Genomic DNA, 20378 nt, shown 5'->3' with positions numbered 1-20378 from the left:
TTGTGGAGTATTGCTCAACGATCCAACTCGCGGCGTGCATCAAACATGCGCCGCCACTGTGCGCCGCGCTGCGCACGTTGTTTAACGACGACATCAAAGTAATGACGCAATTTCTTACCATCGTCCGGGTTATCTTTTAACACCGTACCAATCAATTGTCGTGCGATGTGCTCACCCGCCACAGCGCCATCACCGAAGTAATGGGCATCCAGGGCTGCAGCATAACCCACAGATACCGCTTCAGCCGAAGACATGACGGCGGTTGGTTTCTCTACTACGACACCGTCACTGGTGACTCCTTGGCGAAGGTCGTGAAACGCGGTCACTAGCAAATCCACTACATCCGAATGAAAATCAACGTCAACGTGCGCGCGCTTGAGTAGCGCGGCGGTCTGCTCACGCACCAGCTGCATTTCGAGTTTGCGATCCGTAATCGGGCGTACAGTCTCAAAATTGAAGCGCCGCTTCAGGGCGCTCGACATTTCGTGCACGCCCCGGTCGCGAATATTCGCAGTAGCCAGTACATTGAAGCCACGGGCTGCAAATACTGTGGCGGCCTCGCCATCAAGCTCAGGTACATGCAAGACCTTATCTGACAACAGGCTAATCAAGCAATCCTGGATTTCCGGCTGGACCCGCGTGATCTCCTCAAAGCGGCACAGGCAACCCCGTTGCATCGATTCGTAAATGGGTCCACGCACCAGTGCCCGCGGCGAAGGTCCCTCAGCCAATAGTAACGCATAGTTCCAGGTGTACTTGATCTGATCTTCCGTTGTACCTGCGGTCCCTTGGATGGTACATACCGATTGCCCGGACACTGCCGCTGCCAACAGCTCCGACAGCATCGACTTCGCTGTCCCTGGTTCACCTACAAGCAGCAAGCCACGATCACTCATCAGCGTCACAATACAACGGTCAATCAGAGCATCGTCCCCATAGAATTTACGCTTCACGCCAAGTTTCTCATCACCAAGGATGAAACTACGCACCGAGCGTGGCGATAGTTGCCAGCCGTTCGGGCGTGAGCCTTGGTCTTTCTCCGCCAAACGTGTCAATTCGTCGGCATGCACCTGCTCAGCTGGTGCACGTAGAATGGTGGTGTCATTTGCCATGATTTTAATACTCGCTTTTCTTTTGCCAGTCAGCGTCAAAGCCCGATCCTTCTGCAGCAATCAACCGCAGATCGTTATAGCATTCGGAGAGAAGGATTTTGGGCACTTTCGACAATGGCAAACAACCGCGCTGCCATGTTGTTGCGCCGGTTGTGCTGGAGAACGACAGCGACAATAAGGCTACCGTACGATTTTCTTCCGGCAGCGGATTACCTGTGAATTCAATGTCTGCGGCCAACCCCAGGGTGGGGAACCGTTTTTCAAACCTAAAATACCATCCCCCGTCCTCAGACGTGCCGCGCGTATAGCCAAGCTTGAGGGCGCGACCGCGCAAGGCATAGACTTCTAATAAATGACCTTCGAAATCCTTGATCTGCTCAGCGTTAGCCTGCCCGGTCGGCAACAAGTAAATACCCTTGCCCATCTGCTGGAACAAAGGCGTAATCTCATAATCGACCATATGTTGCTGCCACGCCGCAATTTCATCGGTACTCAGCAACGAATCGTGGGCAATACGAACCCGTGCATCAGCTGGCAGCTGCACTTCGTTGTCGTCGCAATCGGTCAGCGTACCGTCATCGAGTGGACGAAATACTTGCACTACCCTACCATCGGCCACCTGCACCCATACCAGACGCTGCACCAGGCGGCGCACGATGGCGTGTTGGTTCAGGTACAAATTCCAATCTTCAAATGGCCAGTCGCGTTCAGTACACAAAGTCTCGTACAAGCGGTCTGTCTGCAGATCGACAATGCTCTTGATTTCCTTCTTGGCGGCGCTAAAGGATTTCTTCGCTGCCTTGGCCAATTCGGCGTCGTCATCCTGGCGCGGCTCTGGCAAACTGGCAATTTTTTTGCCGTCCGGGTTGTAGAGTTCGACCTTGAAGTCCGGCAACAACCGGGCGGAGAAACTGCGCGGTCCATAACTGAGCTCCTGCGTGCCGGCCTCATCGAAGCCCGCCGATGGAATGGTCCGATCAGCCAGTTCCGACAGGGTCCACCCCTTGCGCTCTGCCAGAGCTTCGGCTTGCCTGGTGGCCTCCTCTTGGAAACTCTTGGTCCGAAAACGATTACCGATCGACAGCATCAATTGCGTAGCGCTCGGGTGTTCGATCCAGCCCAACATCACAATCAACGCCCTGCCCTGAAATGCGCGCGAGCCATACCACTCCTTCAGATAGCGTGCGACCGGCGCCGCCACGCGTTCGGCAGCACATGCGGCCACCACCGCCAATAAACCTTTGCTGCCGGTGGCCGAACCTGCCGGCTGGCGCAACAATCCAGGCAGAAAAATTGCTGTCATCTCCTCTACCGACCGCCCAAGATGGGGGTAGTTCTGGTAATACTGTGGAGATTGCGTCATTGCTCTATGCATATTTTGTGCATTATTCTGGGCTAATGTCATTGCCTCATCCGGAGAAATTGGACGTATGTCTTCGTTTAGCCAAATTTCCAGAATCCATTGGCCAAAGCGCTCACGGTCTTGGGACGCAAACATCGCACAATATTTGCGCAAGATCGCGTTAGGCTCAGGGGACTTTTGTTTGACCGCCTGTACCAGCATCCAACGCAGCACCTCAACTGGCACCTGCTCCAGGGTATCGGCCCAGCGCACTTCCGGTAGCCTATCCCAGGGAAACCACTCCAGATCCTTGGGTAGGCTCTTGGCTAAGGACCTGGTGGCCTCTGCGATCAAAGCCTTGCGATCCAAGTATTTATCAACCGACTGCCCAAGCGCCTCCAGCGCATCTAACAAGGCGCCTTTAACCAGGTCACTCTTTTCCTTGATCAGTGCCTGTTCCAACGCAGGCACTGCTTCTGCATAACGCAGTCTGTTCAACCACTGCGCCGCAACGATACGTGTTTCAGCCTTGCCGTCTGTCAGCGCATTGATAATCCGTCCTTCTTTGCCGGAATGGGCAGCCAAAGCCTCTTGCGCCGCCAGGCGGTCATTTTTGGTAACTCCCAGCGCCAAGTTAAAGAGTGCATTGACAACTGTTGCAGGCACAAACGGCAGAGTTCCAATTGCCCGAAACAATCCGCTGCGATTGAAAGTGTAGTCTTGCGCCGTACCCTGGAGGATTGCCTGGGTTAGCGTGTCTATATGGTGGGCAAAGAAAGGCCAGACCGCATCATCATCCCAGTCGCCGGCGAGCGTTTGCCCCCAGCTTTCACAGTAATTGCGAAGCAAGGTTACGCCGGATTGACCGCTCTCTTCGAGCATCTGTGACAATTCAAGTAGCGTCGGCCGGCCAGTGGCGCGGTGCATGATGTTAAACGCGGCGATGGCTGGATTGAGCAACTGGCCGCCAGGACTGCCGGCGAGATCAAAGAACAACAGCATTTTCCAGATCGCGACAGGAGTCACGCCATCAATGTTGGCGAGCTTTCGCAAGGCGGAGCCAACGAAATGCCAATTCGAACTTCTGTCGTTCGTTCTGCGCGGTATCTCCATTTGATCGGAAGCGAGATAGTCGCGAAGTAACTTTAGGTTCTCTACGGAATAAAGGGGAATTTGATTCAACCGAACTGTGCGCCCCTGTGCCAACATCCGCTCGTAGTGCTCTTGTCTTTGCTTGTTGGACTTGGCGACGCCCTCATTCATTTCACGCCACATTGGTTCCAGTTGCTTCTCTAGCGACGGAGTCAACGAACCTGACCAATCGATTTTCGGAAACTCATACTGAAAACGCTGCTCGCTATCGCTCTCGACAGCCTGCTTGGCAGCCTCCCACTCCCCAATCAGGCCGGACACGGACGCGGCCTTATCGGCCTGCGCGGTAGCACGCGCAAAATCCCGTAGAGCCTCATTCTTCTTGGTTTTTGCCAATGCGTAGATCAAGCGTAGAGCTTGCAGTCGTTGATCCGGCTTGCCCTTCAACGCCATTTCACACAATGGCGGCAAGATGGCGTCGCCGCATCGATGCACTATCGCTTCGGCGACAACGCGCACCTGCTTGCTGTTTGCCACGCTCAATTCGCACAATTCTGGCGCTAGTTTGTCGAGCGTACCGGCATTAGCTTTCTCCAACATGCTCAATACGTGCAAGCGCTGAGGCACACTTGGGGGCAACAGCAACGGGCGCACCGCCTCGACGTGACGCTCCAGATACTCTGCATACCCCACCAAGTCACTTACCACGAGCAAGCGCTGCACAAGATATCCCGCCGTGACCGGTGAAGAAAAGGAAGAAACAATCAGCCCTGAAGGAGCCAAATCGGCTTCGATCAGCAAGCGCTCCAGCATTTGCGCGGAAAGATTTTCTGCTTTCGGCCGCGGGCTAGTCCAGCCAGACAGCCCGCATCGTGCGCTGTGCATGAGCAATACCTCTGGCCAATGCGCGCCGCCAGGGATTTGCATAATGCAGCTCGCCACATTTGTCCCGGCGCATGCCTCAAGAAAACGTGCCCAACGCAGCCCTATCGGCGCGGGAACCTCATCGAAACCAACATATATATCAACCGGGTCATCACCACGTCCTCGGTACCCGTAACCGGTTAGCCGTAAAAATTCGCCAATACTTTTCCGCTGACTGACATCATGGAGAATGGACATCGACTCTCCATGGAGCACGTAGGTCAAGATGTCTTGTGACAAACCATCGCGCCCACCATTGGGCAGCTTATCCAAAGGTTTGAGCAGCATTTCCAGCTGAGAAGCCCATACTTTAGGCACGTTGTCAGGCACATTTGCGGGCGCATCACCCAACACTTTATTTAGCCACTTCAGCACAGCGTCTCCTTACGGAATTAATGTTGGCAAAAGCAGCATATTACCAAACAACAACTTCTCACTGGCACGAAAATAGAAGGATTCTTTATATGCACACCAAAGGTCTTTTAAAAGTGCTTCCTATGCGGACCGGGCTTCGGCCAGCGTTCTGGACAATACGCTCTTAAACTGTCAGCGTGGTTAAAGATGCAGGCAGCTAAATCACGGAAACAACGACGGACATTGAAACAGATGGGCATTGATCTGTGTGCGTTGGGATTTGAGGGATCGTGTGACAGTCTGGATTTGGCCAGGAGCAAACAGACTCGCTCAACTTAGCCGGCGTTGAGCGAAGCGTCCCCGCTCAATGCCAATGGCAGCGCTCTGGCCCATCGATTGGCCGAAAGCGAAAAAGTCAGCGCGCGAACCTGGTGGTACCACCCGGCTGGCACATACAGAAGCTCACCGGGTTGCATGACGCATTCGATCATTGCTGCCTGGCGGGCAAGCGGAAATTTCTCGAAATCCGGCGCCTCAGGGTTAAATGGCGAGCCGAACAGGATGGCGTTCGCCTCGCGGGGGCAAAGAAATTCGTCGTGGTGCGGCGGCGACAGGAAAATACGTTTGGCGCCCCAGATTTGCGCAAAAATATTATCGTCATAGTCGCAATGCAGCGGGGTCACTGTTCCGGAGGGGCCAAGCCAAAAGCGAGGCGGACCCATTTTTTTAAAATAGGCTGGCCAGTAGCACAGTCTATTCAATTCACGCAATTCCAGATTGCCCAGATACGGCGGCAGGTCCTGCGTGTTGTCAGCGACAAGCTCAAGGTACGCCAGCAGCGACATATCCTGCATCGCCCGGTCGGCCGCGAAAGCGGTATTGACATAGTCGCCCACCCTCGCCCGCACGTGCAGCTCGCCGAAGCGGTCGCGCAGCGTTTGTGGCGTAAGTGTGGAAAGTGGCCAACGATTGACCAGCCCGGTGATGACGAATGGCAGGCCTTCTGCTGCACGCATGTGAAACGCCGCGGCGTCGAGCGTAGCCATGCGTGGCACTGCGGAAATGGCAGGGAGATCCCGCGCCGCACGCCTGATCGCTTCACGCATTTCCTGTATTGAAGTGACGCCACGAACCAGCGCATCCTTTCGCTCTCGCGCCTGTTTTTTGACAATGGCATCTTCGGGCGACATGGATGTCGATGACGGCCGAGGCGGCAGCAATCGCGACGATAGGCGTGTCCCTTGCCCTTCTTGATTGCCGGCTGCCGGATTTTTCATATTTCCATTTTTCTATAACTGATATGAGGAAACGATTGCTGTGCAAAGGACTTGCTAGAAAAGCAAAACGGCCCGTGGAGGGCCGTTTTGCTTGGATCTGGCGGAAGCGGTGAGATTCGAACTCACGAACGGGATAAACCGTCGCTAGTTTTCAAGACTAGTGCCTTCAACCACTCGGCCACACTTCCGGAAAGGACGTAATTATACCCAATTTGCAACAACTTAACGATAGCCGCCCCGCTTTTTATGCAAATTTTCCTGGCCCAGCCAGGAAAACGGCTCAATCCAGCAGGAACATTTGCTGCAAATCATTCAAAAACCGTTGCCCCAGCACTGTCGGCTTGATGATCTTGTGGTCGCGGTACAGCAAGCCCTTGGCTTCAGCCTGGTTCAGCGATTTTTCTATCGTATTGAGCGCCAGCCCGGTCCGCTCGCTGAACAGGTTGACCTCGAAGCCGCCATTCAGGCGCAGCGCATTCAGCATGAATTCAAAACCGAGGTCGTCGCGGCCGATTTCCGCTTCTTCCTGCACCACATTGCCCAGCCGGCTGTGTTCCAGGTAAGCCTTGGGCTGCTTGTAGCGCATCTGGCGGATCACGCGGTGCGGAAACGACAGCTTGCTGTGGGCGCCGGCGCCGATGCCGAGATAGTCGCCGAACTGCCAGTAGTTGAGGTTGTGGCGCGCCTGTCGCCCGGCCTGGGCATAGGCCGATACTTCGTAGTGGCCGTAGCCGGCGGCGCCGGTGTGGGCGCTGATCATGTCTTGCATTTCGGCGCTGGCGTCGTCGTCCGGGATCACCGGCGGATACTTGGCGAAGTAGGTGTTGGGCTCCAGCGTCAGGTGGTACAGCGACAGGTGCGGCGGCGCAAAGGCGATGGCGGTGGCGACGTCTTGCTGCGCCTCTTCCAGTGTTTGCGACGGCAACGCGTACATCAGGTCGAGATTGAAATTGTCGAAGGTCGCGTGGGCGATCTCGACCGCGCGGCGCGCTTCGCCGTCGTCGTGGATCCGCCCCAGCGCCTGCAGGTGGCGGCCGTTGAAGCTTTGGATGCCGATCGACAGGCGGTTGATGCCGCTGTTGCGGTAGGACTTGAATTTCTCGACTTCAAAGGTGCCGGGATTGGCTTCCATGGTGATTTCCGCAGCGCCGTCCAGCGGCAGCAGCGAACGCACGTCCGACATCAGGCGATCCAGTCCGGCCGCCGACATCAGGCTGGGCGTGCCGCCGCCGATGAAGATGGTGTAAATCTTGCGGCCCCAGATCAACGGCAGCGAGGCTTCCAGGTCGGCGCGCAAGGCGGCCAGGTATTCCTCTTCCGGAAAACCGCCCTTGGCTTCGTGCGAATTGAAATCGCAATAGGGACACTTCTTCACGCACCAGGGGAAATGGATGTAGAGCGACAGCGGCGGCAAGGCGCTCAGGCTGAGCGCGCCTGGCTGCAGATAGGCCAGCGCAGCCTGGGCTGCGGCGGAAGGCTTGTCGGCTGGCGTACTTTTGGCCTGGCCGGGCATGCCGATGGGCTTGATCGGGATCATCGCAGTTTCTCTACCAGCGCCCGCAAGGCCTGGCCGCGATGCGAGATGGCGTTCTTTTCCGCAGCGGTGAATTCCGCTGCGGTCTTGTTGTGCTCCGTGACCAGGAAGTACGGGTCGTAGCCGAAACCGCCGGCGCCGCGCGCTTCGCTGATGATCTGGCCGTTCCAGCGGCCATCGGCGATCACCGGTTGCGGATCGTCAGCATGGCGGACAAACACCAGCACACAGTAATAATAGGCCGATTTGTCGGCATGCGAGGCCAGGTCAGCAATCAGCTTGCGGTTGTTTTCGACATCGGACTTCGGTTCGCCGGCATAGCGCGCCGACAGTACGCCAGGGGCGCCGCCGAGGGCGTTGACGCAAACCCCGGAATCGTCGGCCAGCGCCGGCAGGCCGGTCAGGCGCGAGGCGTGGCGGGCCTTGGTGAGCGCGTTTTCGACAAAGGTCAGGTACGGTTCTTCCGCCTCGGGGACGTCGAATTCACCTTGCGGACGGACGTCGAAATCGATCTGCGCCAGCAATTGGCTGAATTCTTTTAATTTTCCAGCGTTGTTGGAGGCGAGAACCAGGGTGCGTAATATCGGCGACATAAGAGGCAACTCAAAACAGAATAGGGGAAAACCGCTACTTTAGCAGCGGCAGGAAATTGCGTCGGACGGGGCGTAAATGGAGCTTAAATGCGGCCTTCAGGCGACGCGCTTGCCCAGGATCACCAGATCGCGCTCGATGCCATCCAGGGTGGCGACGCGCGGCATATTGGCCCAGCGCTCGAAGCCGAAGGCATCGAACAGCTTCAGGCTCGGCTGGTTATGGCCGAACACGAAGCCCAGCAAGGTGTGCACGCCGATGCTCGGGGCATGCGCAATGGCTTGCCCCAGCAGATAGCGGCCCATGCCCTTGCCGCGCGCATCTTCGTGGATATAGATCGACAACTCGGCAGTGCCGGCATAGGCCGGACGGCCGTAGAAATCGGAATACGACAACCAGCCTAGCAGCGACTTCCGGCCATCGGCGCCCTCCTGCTCCACCACCCATAGCGGCCGGCGTTCCGGATTGTGATGATCGAACCAGTCCTGGCGCGACGCCACGGTGACCGGCTCGGTATCTGCCGTCACTTCCCGCGAGGCGACGGTGCTGTTGTAGATGGCGACGATCGCCGGCAAATCCTGCTGCGTGGCGAGCCTGAAACTGTAGTCCATATGATCCATGCTGCTGTGTATTTAATAAGTATGGGTCGGACGCGCCGAACCCAGCGCCGACCCCAGCACTTCCTCGATCCGCTTGCGCAGCCGCTGGCCGCTGTCGTCGTCCGGGAAATGCACGCCGACGCCCTGCGCCTTGTTGTTATTGGCATTCTTCGGCGTGATCCACGCCACCTTGGCGGCGATCGGGTACTTGGTGCCGTCGTCCATCAGGCTCAGGATCAGGTAGATTTCATCGCCCAGGTGGTAGGTCTTGTTGGTCGGCACGAAGATGCCGCCATTGGTCAGGAACGGCATGTAGGCGGCGTACAGCGCCGATTTTTCCTTGATTACCAGCGACAATACCGACGGCCTGGATAATTTGACCGGCTCGGCCGCGATTGTGGTGTTCTCTGCCATCTTGATCCTATAAGCAAAATTCAAGCAAACATGCTGGCGTAATCGAGCAGCATTTCTTCAATAAACAGGCGCGCCGAGAGTGGGTGCTCTGCGACCGCGCGGCGCTCGTTGCTGCTTTTCAGGGCTCGCAGCAAAGCGCCGGTCTCGACTTTGGCGGCCAATCCGGCGAGCGCCTTTTCATACCGGGGATAATACCGGATTGTGCCGCACAATTTAAGCGAAAACAGATCGTACAGCCAGCGTTGTTGCCACGCCACCAGCTCGGCCACCGGGGTTTTCTGCAAGTGTTCGGCGCATTTCAGGGCGCCGTCGATGCCGGGCCGGGTCAGATGCTGCAAGAACTCGTCGATCAGCTCGCGCCCTTCGCTTTGCGATTGCGCAAAGGCGGTCAGGGGTGCACCGCCCTGCTCGGCCAGCCAGACATCGGCATCTTTGACATCCTGCTGGCGCAGCCAGGCCAGCGCCTGCTCGCGCGTAGGCAGCGGCATGGCAAATTTACGGCAGCGCGACAGGATGGTCGGCAAAAGCCGGTCCAGGCTGTTGGAACTGAGTAGGAACACCGTGTTCGGCGGCGGCTCCTCCAGCGTCTTCAGCAAGGCGTTGGCGGCGGCGGTATTGAGCGCCTCGGCCGGATACAGCAGCACCACGCGCTGGCCCTGGCGATGGGTGGAAATGTTCATGAAGCCGGCCAGGGCGCGGATCTGGTCGATCTTGATTTCCTTGGACGGCGCCTTGGCCGACTTGGCGGTCTTTTTAGCGTCGCCCGCCTCGCCTTCGCCGCCATCGCCCTCGCCGGCGTCGTCACCGTCCAGTATCTCGGGCCGCACACGGCGGTAATCGGGATGGTTGTACTGCACGAACCAACCGCAGGAGCCGCATGTGCCGCAGGCATGGCCGTCCGCCTGCGGTGTTTCGCACAGCAGCGATTGCGCGAACTGCTCCGCGAAGACGGTCTTGCCTATGCCTTCGGCGCCATGGAACAGAATCGCGTGCGGCAGCCGCGCGCGCATCTGCTGCAGCTGTTGCCAGACGTCGCCCTGCCATGGGAACAAGGAATTACTCATGCATTTGCCTTATCGCTTGACCGTTGACTCATGGCATCGCCTGTCTCGCACATAAAGCCGCGATGATTTTGCTGAGCGTTTGCTGCACCTCGGCGATCGTCCTGGTCGCATCGATGATCTGGAAGCGCTCTGGAAACTGGGCAGCGCGGCGCAGGTATTCGGCGCGGGTGGCGGCGAAGAAGTCCGACTTCTCCTGTTCGAACTTGTCCAGCGTACGGGTGGCGTCGAGACGGCCGCGCGCCACTTCCAGCGGCACATCGAACAGCAGGGTCAGATCCGGCTGCAGATGCGGATGCACCCATTGTTCCAGCGCTTCCAGCTTGGCCAGCGGCAGTTGGCGGCCGCCGCCCTGATAGGCGAAGGTGGCGTCGCTGAAACGGTCGGAAATCACCCAGTCGCCGCGCGCCAGCGCCGGTTCGATGACTTGCGCCAGGTGCTCGCGGCGCGCCGCAAACATCAGCATGGCCTCGGTTTCCAGGTGCATTTTCTGATGCAGCAGGACTTCGCGCAGCGCCTCTCCCAGCCCGGTGCCGCCCGGTTCGCGGCTGGTCACGACCGTCAGGCCGCGACTGCGCAGCAGATCGGCGACAAAGCCGATATGGGTCGACTTGCCGGCGCCGTCTATGCCTTCGAATGTGATGAATTTTCCTGATGCCATTGTCTTAATCTGTTTGTGAAGCTGAATCACGCTAATGAGTTGCGCTACTGAGTTGCGCTACTGCTGCGTACTATTTTTACCATTATCTCCCATCGGCGAGAAATCTAGCGCTGATACTGATTGACCGCCTGGTTATGCTCGCCGAGGCTGCTGGAGAAATGGCTGCTGCCATCGCCGCGGGCGACGAAATACAAGGCATCGGTTTGCGCCGGATGCAGCGCCGCCGCGATCGATTCGGCGCCGGGCAAGGCAATCGGCGTCGGCGGCAGGCCGGCGCGGGTGTAGGTATTGTAAGGCGTGTCGGTGGTCAGGTCGCGCTTGCGGATGATGCCCTGGTATTGCTCGCCCATACCGTAGATCACGGTCGGGTCGGTCTGCAGCAGCATGCCGATCTTCAGACGGTTGACGAAGACGCCGGCGATCGTGCTGCGGTCGGCGCGGCGGCCGGTTTCTTTTTCCACGATGGAGGCCATGATCAGGGCTTCGTAGGGAGTCTTGTAGGGCAGCGTAACGTCGCGCCCTTCCCAGGCCTGGTTGAGGCGCTTGAGCAGCAAGGCATGCGCCTGCTTGTATACCTGCAGATCGCTGGATCCCTTGGCGAACAGATAGGTGTCGGGGAAGAACAAGCCTTCCGGCATGCTGTAGTCCGGGCTGATCTTTGCCAGCAGCTCCGCATCGGACAGGTCCGCCGTATCGTGCTTGAGCGCGGCTTGCAGCGCGACCGCCTGGCGCATCTGGCGGAAAGTCCAGCCTTCGATCACGGTCAGCGATTCTTGCGCAAACTCGCCGCGCACCAGCTGCGTCAGCAGGCGCAGCGGCGTGGCGCCCGGTTTCAGCTCGTAGCTGCCGGCCTTCAGCTTGCCGCCCTTGCCGGTGACGCGCGCCAGCAATTCCAGCAGCTGCGGATTGATGCCGACGCCGGCATCGGCGATCTGTTCGACGGCACTGGCCAGGGTGCTGCCGGGCTTGATGGCGAACGGCCGTACCGGCCCGGCGTCGAATACCGGTTGCTGGGCCCAGTAAGCCACGCCGCCGGCGGCCAGGCCGCCCAACAAGATCACCCACAACAATAGTTTTTTAAACAAGACCAGTCGCTCCGAATTTATTCCAGGCAGCGCAAAAACGGCTAAATCCAACGCCTTTTTTGCGACATCACTATAATCAACCCAATATGATAATCGCTGTTTTGGGAATGCCTACAATTTATGAATGAAATAACAAGTATCTGGCCGGATTTTTTGCAGCAACAGACATTGGCAGCGCTGCCGCCGGCTGCGGCGGCCCAACCGTCTTTCTTCGCCCCGCTGCCGGAACTGGGCCTGATCGCCGTCAGCGGCGAAGACGCCGCCAGCTTCCTGCACACCCAGCTCACCAATGACGTCCAGAACCTGACCGCCGCACAGGCGCGGCTGGCCGGCTATTGCTCGCCCAAGGGCCGCCTGCAGGCGACCTTCCTGATGTGGAAGAGCGGCGACAGCATCTTCCTGCAACTGCCGCGCGAGATACAGGCGGCGTTGCAAAAACGCTTGCAGATGTTCGTCATGCGCGCCAAGGCCAAGCTGGCTGATGCAACTGCTGCGCACGCCGTCCTCGGCCTCGCCGGCAATGCCGTTGCAGCAGCGCTGGCGCAATGGTTTCCGGCATTGCCGGATGCGCCCTACGGCAAGATCGACAACCAGCACGGCAGCTTGATCCGTGTCGCCGACGCCGATGGCGCGCCGCGCTATCAATGGATTGCCAGCCCGGAAACCGCCATCGCCGCTTGGCCGCTGCTGAGCCGCAGCCTGCAAGCGTTGAGTGCGCAAGCCTGGCGCCTGAGCGAAATCCAGGCCGGCATCCCGCAGATCACGCTGGCTACGCAGGAACAGTTCGTGCCGCAGATGGTCAACTTTGAAGTGGTTGGCGGCGTCAACTTCAAGAAAGGCTGCTACCCGGGACAGGAAATCGTCGCCCGCAGCCAGTACCTGGGCAAGCTCAAGCGCCGCGCCGTACTGGCCAGCGTGCAAGCTGTCGGCATCGCCGCCGCCACTGAAGTATTTTCCAGCAACGATCCGGAGCAGCCGTGCGGCATGATCGTCAATGCCGAGGCCGACAGCGCGCACAGCAGCCGCTGCCTGCTGGAGATCAAGCTGGCCGCGCTGGAGGGCGGAGGCACCGTGCATCTGGGTTCAGTGGACGGCGCGCAACTGCAATTCCACGCGCTGCCGTATTCGATCATCGACGTCACCGACTCTGAACTGTCGGCCTGAGCCTGCGATGAGCACCAATCTGTATATCTACTACAAGGTCGCGGCCAGCCGCGCCCAGGAATTCGACTGCGCCGCCGCGGCCATGCAGGCCGACCTGTCGCTGCAGCACCAGATCAATACCGCGCTCAAGCGCAGCGCGGAGATAAAAGATGAACACCATACCTGGATGGAAGTGTATTCTTCGGTGCCGCCGGATTTCCTGCAAGTGATCGATCAGGCGGTTGCCCAGCATGGCCTCGCAGCCTTTATCGACGGCCCTCGTCATACCGAATTTTTTGTCAATATTTCATCATGTGCTTGATTGTTTTTGCGTGGCAAGTGATTCCTGGCTCTCCCTTGATAGCCGCCGCCAACCGCGATGAATTCTATGCGCGCCCGAGCGCAGCGGCCAGCTGGTGGGAAGACCAGCCCGACATCTATGCCGGCCGCGACCTGCAGGACGGCGGCACCTGGATCGGCATCACCCGCGGCGGCCGCTTTGCCGCCATCACCAATGTCCGCGCGCCGGCCGAACGGCGGCCCGATGCGCCCAGCCGCGGCGCGCTGGTGGCGGATTTCCTGGCCAGCAGAAAAACGGCGGCGGAATATGTCGCTGACATCGCTGTCGATGCCGCACGCTTCAACGGCTTCAACCTGCTGGTCGGCGATGGCAGCCAGCTGATCTGGTACTCCAACAAGGGCGAGGCAGATCCGCGCAACGGCCAGCCTTTGGCGCCTGGCGTCTACGGTTTGTCGAACGCCACGCTGGACGTCTGCTGGCCCAAGGTAGTGCGCACCAAGGCGCAATTCTCCAGCCTGCTGTGCCAGGGCGCGCCCGATGCCTGCTTTTTCGACATGCTCAGCGACACCACCCGCTCCGGCGACTGCCGCCTGCCGTCCACCGGCGTCAGCATCGAAACCGAACGCATACTGTCGGCCGTATTCATCGAATCGCCGGATTACGGTACGCGCGCTTCCACCATCGTGAGAATGAAGGCCAACGGCAGCGCCATGCTGCACGAACGGATTGCGACGCCCTCGGGCGCGCCTTGCCACACCCACGGGCCATCCGGCCGCTGTACGCGCTGACGGCGATATCAACGATCAGCCGAAAACCTGGCGCATGCAGACATGCGCAATCCCCGCTTCGTAATATTCCTCGCCATCGCGGATGAAGCCGTGGCGGCCGTAAAACGCTTCCGCCTGCGTCTGCGCATTCAGCACTACTTCGCGATCACCGCGCTGGCGCGCCTGCACCATCAAGGCTTGCAGGATGGCAGCGCCTATGCCTTGCCCGCGCCCTGCCGAACGCACCGCCATGCGGCCGATATGGCCATCCGGCAGCAAGCGTCCGGTGCCGATGGCATGGCCGTTCTCGTCATAGGCGACGGCATGCAGGCAATGCTCATCCATCTCGTCCCACTCCAGCTCGACCGGGATTTTTTGCTCGATCACGAATACGTCGAAACGCACAGCACGCGCGTCCGCCTTCTGCACCGCCCAGTTGTCGACTGTCAGATGAAATTTCATGTGTTCTACATTTCCCATTGTTGATTTTCAGCCTGGCTTGATCTTGAGCGCAGCCCGGTTGTGCCTGAGATACTTGAAGGTGCCCATCGCCTTTGCCACCAGGTGATCGCCGTGCCACAGCTCGGCATCGCAAAAGCACATGGTGGTGGATTGATGGAAGGCCCGGCCCTTGGCCACGAGCCGCGCGCCGGTGCGCCCCGCCGGCTGCAGGAAGCTGGTTTTCATTTCCACCGTGACGGCCGCTTCGGCTTGCGGATAAAGCGAACGGCCGGCCAGCGCCATCACCACGTCCAGCATGGTCATCGACACCCCGCCATGGGTCACCTGCCAGCTGTTCATGTGATGCGGCTGCAAGGTCAGGGCCAGCTCGGCCGCGCCCTCGCCCATCTCGACGAATTCAACGCCGAGATAAGTCAGGAAGGGATTATCGATCGGAAAAACGTGGGAAGGAAACATGGCGGCCGCTCAGCTCAGGTAGTCCATGCATTGACGCGCTTCGCGCACCGCGCCGAAGAAGGGCTTGATGGCGACGTGGGCCGGATGGTTCTGGTAGGCGTCCAATGCCGCCTGCGACTCGAATTCGGAATTCAGCAAGACGTCATAAGTCGCTTCCAGGCCGGGCTGGGCCACTACTGCTTCGAACCGGATCATGCCAGGCACGATGCCGGCGCAACCGTCCAGCAGGGCCTTGAGTTTCAGCGCATTGCTGGCCTTGTCGGCGCCTTCGGCGTGGTCTTTCAATTTCCACAATACGATGTGTTTGAGGGTCGCGCTCATGGGATCTCTGCTCTCTGTCTGATATGAATGAATGCCGCGCGCTCCTGCAACGCCGGTGCCGCCGCCAATCCGCCATTTTACATTCTTGGCGCGGGGCCGCCGGTTTACTCGGTCAGCAATTTATACGCAATCGTCCACATGGTAAGACCGACCACGACTTCCAATATGCGCCAGGAGACCGGCTTGGCGAAGATGGGCCGCAGCAAGGCGGCGCCATAGCCGAGCGCAAAAAAGAACACCAGCGACGCGAGCATGGCGCCACCGGCGAACCCTGCCTTGTCGTCCGGGAACTGGGTCGAGATGGAACCGATCAGCAATACCGTATCCAGATAGACGTGCGGATTGAGCCAGGTCAGCGCCGCGCAAGTGAGCAAGGTTGGCAGCAAGGCAGCCGCGCCATTTTCCGCCTGCTCCAGCACCGCCGAGGATTGCCAAGCCGTGTAGAAGCTTCTGGCGCCATACAGGAACAGGAAGGCCGCACCGCCGTAGCGCATCGCGCTGGTCAGCCACGGGGCTTGCTGGATGACGATTGCCAGGCCGGTCACGCCCAGCAGTATCAGGACGGCATCCGAGACGGCGCAGGTCAGGCAGACCCAGAACACATGCTCGCGCTTCAATCCCTGCTTGAGAACAAAGGCATTTTGCGAACCGATCGCCAGGATCAGCGACAGGGAAAGAGAAAAACCAGAAATTGCAGCAGTCATGCATCTCCAACATCAATAATTTTCAAGCGGCAGCAGCGGCCCCGGGCCAACATTTTAAACCAGCCGGACCTGGGCCTCATGACCTGGCCTGTCCTCAATGCAGGTTTGAAGACCATTTGCTGCCTTCCACCTTTTCGACAGCGCCCTTGCGGCGCTCGGCCACGAAGCGTGCGACATCCGGATCCACGATGAAACTGGCGGCGGAGCGCGCCAGCAGGATGGCGTCGGGCGATTGCGGCTTGGCCACGATAAATCCCTGCACGTAGTCGACTCCCAGCTTGGCCAGCGCTTCTATCATGGCGCAGTCTTCCACCCATTCGGCGATGCTCTTCATGCCAAGATTGCGGGCCAGCTCGACGATCGCTTCCACGATCGCTTCATTGGCGGGATGCTTGTTCATGCTTTGAATGAATGCGCCATCGATTTTCAGGGCATCCGCCGACAGGCTCTTCAGGTAGGTAAAGGAGGTATAGCCGGCGCCGAAATCGTCCAGCGCCACCTTGGCGCCCAGCGCCTGCAGCCGCTCGATGATACGGCTGGTATGGTCGAGATCGTGCAGCGCCACGCTTTCCGTGACTTCGATGCACAGCAAAGGCACCACCTGCAGATGCTTTTCCAGGATCACGAAAAGATCCTGGATGAATTTTTCATCGTTGAGCGAGGCTCCGCTCAAATTCACGCACACGAACTTGGTCAGCGGCAGCTGCGCCTGGTTCTGGTCCAGCCACTCCAGCACGGTCGCCATGACCCAGCGGTCGATCACCGCGATGCTGCCGTTTTCCTCCGCCGCCGCGATTACCCGGGTGGCCGGCACCACCTTGTTGTCCGCATCGCGCAATCTGAGCAAGACTTCAAAATTGAGCGAGTCTTCCGGGTGCTGCAGCGACATGATCGGCTGCATTTCGACAAACAGGCCGGAAGGCAGGAATTCTCCGCCCAGCCTTTCGATCAGGCTGAGCTCTTCCAGCCGCTCGCGGAACACCGGCGCATTCTTGTGATACACCACGATATGTTCGTTATGGGCCTTCTTGGCTTCCCGGCAGGCGCGGTCGGCAGCGGAAATGGCGTCCTGCACCCGCATGCCGGCATCCACCTCGACCAGCCCGATCGACCCCTTGACCTGGAACGCGCGTGCCCCGATGTGATAAGACTGGTAGCTGATTTTCCGGATGATGGCGGAACAGATTTCCGTGGCGGCGCCTATCCCCACATCCTGGAACAGGATAATGAATTCGTCGCCGCCGATGCGGCCGATATGATTGCCCTCGCCCAGCGACAGCTCGACCCGCTCGCACAGCTGCTTCAAGACCTCGTCGCCGGACTGATGGCCGAACAGATCGTTGATCAGCTTGAAGCGGTCCAGGTCCAGATAAGCCAGGGCCAGCGGCCGGTCGTCGCACTGGCGCTCGATGGCCTGCTCCAGCATGATCTCGATGCCGCGCCGGTTCAGCACGCCAGTCAGGGGATCGTGCTCGGCCAGGAAGCGCAGGCGTTCTACCGCGTTGGAGCGGTCGCTGATGTCTTGCAGCGAGCCTTCGATACGGCCATTGGCGAAGGTGGCGGTGACCAGATAGGTGCTGGCCTTGCCGCCGGCGCCGGCAATCCCATGCAGCTCGGTTTCATTGCCGCCCTTGCCGGACACGATATGCCACAGCTTGTTATGCGCGCCGGCTTCGAAATAGTCGTCCCATTTCTTCAGCCATGGGGTTCCGGCATCGTGGCCGAGTATTTTCTCCAGCGCCGGATTGGTGCGCACAAAGCTGCCGTCAGCCGAAAGCGTAAACAAGCCGATCGGCGTGACCTCGTAAGTGGTGCGCAACTCTGCCTGGACCAGGGCCAGCTCGCGTTTTCCGGCGCGCATCTGTTCGGCGAAAGCAAACGACGCCATCAGGCTCGACAGCAAGGCCACGATCACGTTATTGGGGACTTCGTCCAGCGTCTTGATGCCGAATGCGGCGGCGACCACCTCATCCACCCGCGTGAACAGCACGACAAACATGGACGCGCAGTACCAAAGCACGGCGCGGGTGCGGGCTTTCCAGACGATGCGCGCCAGCAGGAAGATCAATATGAGTATGCCGACCACGGTCCAGCACCATAGCACCGGCAAGAACCGCTGGTACGACAGCAACAAGGCGGCGACCAGCAGCAACCCGCCGAGCCAGCGCAAGACGTTCTGCAGGAAAACGAAGCCGACCTGTTTCAACTCGTTCTGGAACAGCCTGCCGAACAAGGTGAATGTCACGATGTAATAGGTGGCGAAGGTCAGCTTGCGCAGCCATGGCAGCCACTGGTTGGGAATCGTCCATATCAGCCAATGGGCGTCCCAGCCCATCGCATTGGCGCCTAGCCGCAGATTGCCCAGCAGCCAGACGGCAAACAAGACATACATCCACTCGCGGTTGATCAGCGCCGCCACCAGCACGAACAGGGTCAGGGTCAGCAGGCCGCCTTCCATCAAGCCGATGCCGCGATAAAATTCCTTTTGCGACTGCTCGAAATCCGGAACGCTCCACTGGCGCACAGAAATTCGCGCCGGGCCGGAAAAAGCACCCCGGCACAGCACGGTCGCAGGCAGAGCCTGGGCCGCCAGCGACAAGATGAATCCGGTCTTTTCAGCCCTGACCTGGCCATCGACACCGGAGCGGCTGCCGCTCCCAAGCAAACGCCGGCCCTCGTCTTCCCAGCAACTCACCTGCTGCGCGTGACGCGAAGGCAGCTCCACTTCCACCGTGCCGGAATCGGCGGCCGGCAGCACGACAAAGGAAAACCAGAATGGGGTTTCCAGTAATTGGGTGTTTTGATAAGTCTTTTGGGGGGCGCCTGCCAGTTTCTGCAATGCCTGTTGCGGCTGCAAGTTCTGCTCCGGATCGCTCAGCACCCGCAACGGCGACGAAACCGGATCCTTGTTCCCGAAACGGCTATCAAGCGTCCCGAACGCAAGGATCGTCAGCAAAATGACCAGAGCTGGCACCAATACCACCGAAAAATAGAAACCCAGCCAATCCCGCGGCTTAAGGTTGTCGGTATTTTTTTTCGGCGTATCGGCATGGAATAGCCACATAAACATCGCGTCCGTAGAGTGAGAGGGTTCTACTGTACTGTAAAAAAAGCCACATTATTTTTTTTCAACAACAATAACACCCTCTCATTATCATATTTTAACAATACTGAACTATAGGACTATTGCAGCCCTTGATTATCCCTTCTCTCTGCCGTGAAGGTCGCCGCGGCTGGGAGCGGATTGAGAGGCCGCCAGGAAATTGGGGGGCTGATCCAGCATCAAATCGGCATGGTGTATCTCAAACATCAAGGAAAACAGCGGATGGACGGCGGCGCTCCAGCGCGCCCTGGCAGTCGCAACTTCGAACGCCATGACGCGGTGAGGCAACATGCCGACGTGCTGCATGGGGATGAACTGGCCGCCGGCAAAGACATCCTGAAACAGCAAGGCGTCATATTGCCGGTCCAGTGGCGAACGCGCTGTGATCACCATCCAGTCGATCTCGTTTTCGACACAGTACAGAAAATAAGCTTTGAACAGTAAGGTTTTCACCATCTTGCCGACCTGTCCGGGGGTCACGCCCAAACGTGTCGCTTCCGCCAGGCGCTGTCCCTGCAGCCACGCCGGCAAGCTCACCGACTGTTCCAGCACCAGGGGCTGGTCATGATTGGTCTGGATGCGCATGGTACCTAAAGACGAGCCGTCGAGCTTGGACTCCGCCAACAGGATGATCGTATCCTGCGCCAGGTCTGCCGGTTCGAACTGCGACAGATTGCGCGCCAGTTCCGGCAAGTGGCGGCTGTAGGCCGCATGCCGGATCCTGACCGCTTTCTGCAAAGCCTGTTCGTCATTCACGATGCGGATAGTAAACGGCAAGCGCTGCTCGCGCAGCGCCGCCACTGCGGATTTTGAGGGCGATGATGGCTGCGTGCTGTCGTCGTTGATGCGGCCGGAGGTGATGACTGTATGGTCTTGTTTCATGTTGAATGCTCCGAAGTAGAAAACATGGTTGGCCGTTTTATGCACGTATTGCATTACGGTATTGCCAGATTCTCACGTTCAGCGCACTGTAGAAAACTAAACCCTATTAGTGTTTAAGTCATTAGTGGCAGATAACTCACGCAACATGACTATCAATTAACATTAATTTCCGAGCATCAATATATTGCACCGA

At 58.8% G+C, this 20378-nt stretch carries 19 protein-coding genes, 1 tRNA gene and 1 pseudogene; 4 read left to right on the top strand and 17 right to left on the bottom strand.

Annotation, left to right across the window (positions count from 1 at the left end):
* Positions 1-14: 14 nt before the first annotated feature.
* Positions 15-1151 carry an ATP-binding protein gene (locus tag AC07V8_RS02925; protein WP_494676731.1) on the bottom strand — a complete coding sequence of 379 codons (1137 nt, stop codon included), beginning with the start codon at positions 1149-1151 and terminating at the stop codon, positions 15-17.
* Positions 1117-4845, bottom strand: a complete 3729-nt coding sequence (locus AC07V8_RS02920; protein ID WP_494676732.1) for a DUF4132 domain-containing protein — start codon at positions 4843-4845, stop codon at positions 1117-1119. The genes AC07V8_RS02925 and AC07V8_RS02920 overlap by 35 nt, the downstream gene beginning before the upstream one ends.
* A 118-nt stretch (positions 4846-4963) precedes the next feature.
* Here AC07V8_RS02920 and AC07V8_RS02915 point away from each other — a divergent pair.
* Positions 4964-5115 (top strand): annotated as a pseudogene (locus AC07V8_RS02915) (IS21 family transposase); the annotation flags it as partial.
* 44 nt (positions 5116-5159) lie between these two features.
* Here AC07V8_RS02915 and AC07V8_RS02910 read toward each other — a convergent pair.
* From AC07V8_RS02910 to mltG, 9 genes are all read right to left on the bottom strand, one after another.
* Positions 5160-6101 carry a cupin-like domain-containing protein gene (locus AC07V8_RS02910; protein ID WP_494676733.1) on the bottom strand — a complete coding sequence of 314 codons (942 nt, stop codon included), beginning with the start codon at positions 6099-6101 and terminating at the stop codon, positions 5160-5162.
* Between the two features lie 98 nt (positions 6102-6199).
* Positions 6200-6289: transfer RNA gene (locus AC07V8_RS02905), tRNA-Ser, on the bottom strand.
* A gap of 92 nt (positions 6290-6381) precedes the next feature.
* Positions 6382-7638, bottom strand: a complete 1257-nt coding sequence (hemW, locus tag AC07V8_RS02900) for a radical SAM family heme chaperone HemW (protein ID WP_494676734.1) — start codon at positions 7636-7638, stop codon at positions 6382-6384.
* Positions 7635-8228 (bottom strand): RdgB/HAM1 family non-canonical purine NTP pyrophosphatase, encoded by a 594-nt coding sequence (gene rdgB, locus AC07V8_RS02895; RefSeq protein WP_494676735.1) that lies wholly within the window; start codon positions 8226-8228, stop codon positions 7635-7637. The genes hemW and rdgB overlap by 4 nt, the downstream gene beginning before the upstream one ends.
* 96 nt (positions 8229-8324) lie before the next feature.
* The gene (locus tag AC07V8_RS02890; RefSeq protein ID WP_494676736.1) at positions 8325-8837 is read right to left on the bottom strand and encodes a GNAT family N-acetyltransferase; all 513 of its coding nucleotides are present in this window, start codon (positions 8835-8837) and stop codon (positions 8325-8327) included.
* Positions 8838-8858: 21 nt separating this feature from the next.
* A complete protein-coding gene (locus AC07V8_RS02885) occupies positions 8859-9239 on the bottom strand; it encodes a PilZ domain-containing protein (protein WP_098497988.1) in 381 nt (126 codons plus the stop codon).
* A 20-nt stretch (positions 9240-9259) separates the two neighbouring features.
* Entirely contained in the window at positions 9260-10303 is a 1044-nt protein-coding gene (locus AC07V8_RS02880) for a DNA polymerase III subunit delta' (protein ID WP_494676737.1), read from the bottom strand.
* Positions 10304-10331: 28 nt separating this feature from the next.
* Positions 10332-10961 carry a dTMP kinase gene (tmk, locus tag AC07V8_RS02875; RefSeq protein ID WP_494676738.1) on the bottom strand — a complete coding sequence of 210 codons (630 nt, stop codon included), beginning with the start codon at positions 10959-10961 and terminating at the stop codon, positions 10332-10334.
* 104 nt (positions 10962-11065) lie between these two features.
* Positions 11066-12046: an endolytic transglycosylase MltG gene (gene mltG / locus AC07V8_RS02870; protein WP_494676739.1), complete on the bottom strand. Its 981-nt coding sequence runs from the start codon at positions 12044-12046 to the stop codon at positions 11066-11068.
* Positions 12047-12166: 120 nt separating this feature from the next.
* Between mltG and ygfZ the strand changes: the two genes are divergently transcribed.
* Genes ygfZ through AC07V8_RS02855 form a run of 3 tightly spaced genes read left to right on the top strand, consistent with a single transcriptional unit; the run spans position 12167 to position 14278 of the window.
* Complete coding sequence (ygfZ, locus tag AC07V8_RS02865; protein ID WP_494676740.1) at positions 12167-13210, top strand: CAF17-like 4Fe-4S cluster assembly/insertion protein YgfZ; 1044 nt, start codon at positions 12167-12169, stop codon at positions 13208-13210.
* Positions 13211-13217: 7 nt separating this feature from the next.
* Complete coding sequence (locus AC07V8_RS02860; protein ID WP_494676741.1) at positions 13218-13511, top strand: DUF4936 family protein; 294 nt, start codon at positions 13218-13220, stop codon at positions 13509-13511.
* Complete coding sequence (locus tag AC07V8_RS02855) at positions 13502-14278, top strand: NRDE family protein (RefSeq protein WP_494676742.1); 777 nt, start codon at positions 13502-13504, stop codon at positions 14276-14278. The genes AC07V8_RS02860 and AC07V8_RS02855 overlap by 10 nt, the downstream gene beginning before the upstream one ends.
* A 15-nt stretch (positions 14279-14293) precedes the next feature.
* On the opposite strand, the gene AC07V8_RS02850 is transcribed toward AC07V8_RS02855, so the two are convergent.
* The 6 genes from AC07V8_RS02850 to AC07V8_RS02825 all read right to left on the bottom strand — a co-directional run bounded on the left by AC07V8_RS02850 (position 14294) and on the right by AC07V8_RS02825 (position 20185).
* On the bottom strand, positions 14294-14719 hold the full coding sequence (locus tag AC07V8_RS02850; RefSeq protein WP_494676743.1) for a GNAT family N-acetyltransferase: 426 nt from the start codon (positions 14717-14719) through the stop codon (positions 14294-14296).
* 27 nt (positions 14720-14746) lie between these two features.
* The gene (locus AC07V8_RS02845; RefSeq protein ID WP_211440990.1) at positions 14747-15175 is read right to left on the bottom strand and encodes a PaaI family thioesterase; all 429 of its coding nucleotides are present in this window, start codon (positions 15173-15175) and stop codon (positions 14747-14749) included.
* A 9-nt stretch (positions 15176-15184) separates the two neighbouring features.
* Entirely contained in the window at positions 15185-15496 is a 312-nt protein-coding gene (locus AC07V8_RS02840; RefSeq protein WP_494676744.1) for a Dabb family protein, read from the bottom strand.
* A 104-nt stretch (positions 15497-15600) separates the two neighbouring features.
* Positions 15601-16200, bottom strand: a complete 600-nt coding sequence (locus tag AC07V8_RS02835) for a LysE/ArgO family amino acid transporter (protein ID WP_494676745.1) — start codon at positions 16198-16200, stop codon at positions 15601-15603.
* 94 nt (positions 16201-16294) lie between these two features.
* The gene (locus tag AC07V8_RS02830) at positions 16295-19264 is read right to left on the bottom strand and encodes a putative bifunctional diguanylate cyclase/phosphodiesterase (protein ID WP_494676746.1); all 2970 of its coding nucleotides are present in this window, start codon (positions 19262-19264) and stop codon (positions 16295-16297) included.
* Between the two features lie 135 nt (positions 19265-19399).
* On the bottom strand, positions 19400-20185 hold the full coding sequence (locus tag AC07V8_RS02825; protein WP_494676747.1) for an N-acyl amino acid synthase FeeM domain-containing protein: 786 nt from the start codon (positions 20183-20185) through the stop codon (positions 19400-19402).
* Positions 20186-20378 lie beyond the last annotated feature (193 nt).

It is taken from the genome of Collimonas sp. GW821-FHT02H07 (assembly GCF_059421505.1).
This window is presented reverse-complemented; position numbering and strand designations above follow the sequence as displayed.

Coding starts and splice junctions, on each gene's coding strand:
- AC07V8_RS02890 (WP_494676736.1), bottom strand. CDS start 8,837: ATGGACTACAGTTTCAGGCTCGCCACGCAGCAGGATTTGCCGGCGATC.
- AC07V8_RS02840 (WP_494676744.1), bottom strand. CDS start 15,496: ATGAGCGCGACCCTCAAACACATCGTATTGTGGAAATTGAAAGACCAC.
- AC07V8_RS02845 (WP_211440990.1), bottom strand. CDS start 15,175: ATGTTTCCTTCCCACGTTTTTCCGATCGATAATCCCTTCCTGACTTAT.
- AC07V8_RS02880 (WP_494676737.1), bottom strand. CDS start 10,303: ATGAGTAATTCCTTGTTCCCATGGCAGGGCGACGTCTGGCAACAGCTG.
- AC07V8_RS02860 (WP_494676741.1), top strand. CDS start 13,218: ATGAGCACCAATCTGTATATCTACTACAAGGTCGCGGCCAGCCGCGCC.
- AC07V8_RS02855 (WP_494676742.1), top strand. CDS start 13,502: ATGTGCTTGATTGTTTTTGCGTGGCAAGTGATTCCTGGCTCTCCCTTG.
- tmk (WP_494676738.1), bottom strand. CDS start 10,961: ATGGCATCAGGAAAATTCATCACATTCGAAGGCATAGACGGCGCCGGC.
- hemW (WP_494676734.1), bottom strand. CDS start 7,638: ATGATCCCGATCAAGCCCATCGGCATGCCCGGCCAGGCCAAAAGTACG.
- AC07V8_RS02830 (WP_494676746.1), bottom strand. CDS start 19,264: ATGTGGCTATTCCATGCCGATACGCCGAAAAAAAATACCGACAACCTT.
- AC07V8_RS02825 (WP_494676747.1), bottom strand. CDS start 20,185: ATGAAACAAGACCATACAGTCATCACCTCCGGCCGCATCAACGACGAC.
- AC07V8_RS02835 (WP_494676745.1), bottom strand. CDS start 16,200: ATGACTGCTGCAATTTCTGGTTTTTCTCTTTCCCTGTCGCTGATCCTG.
- AC07V8_RS02910 (WP_494676733.1), bottom strand. CDS start 6,101: ATGAAAAATCCGGCAGCCGGCAATCAAGAAGGGCAAGGGACACGCCTA.
- AC07V8_RS02885 (WP_098497988.1), bottom strand. CDS start 9,239: ATGGCAGAGAACACCACAATCGCGGCCGAGCCGGTCAAATTATCCAGG.
- rdgB (WP_494676735.1), bottom strand. CDS start 8,228: ATGTCGCCGATATTACGCACCCTGGTTCTCGCCTCCAACAACGCTGGA.
- ygfZ (WP_494676740.1), top strand. CDS start 12,167: ATGAATGAAATAACAAGTATCTGGCCGGATTTTTTGCAGCAACAGACA.
- AC07V8_RS02850 (WP_494676743.1), bottom strand. CDS start 14,719: ATGAAATTTCATCTGACAGTCGACAACTGGGCGGTGCAGAAGGCGGAC.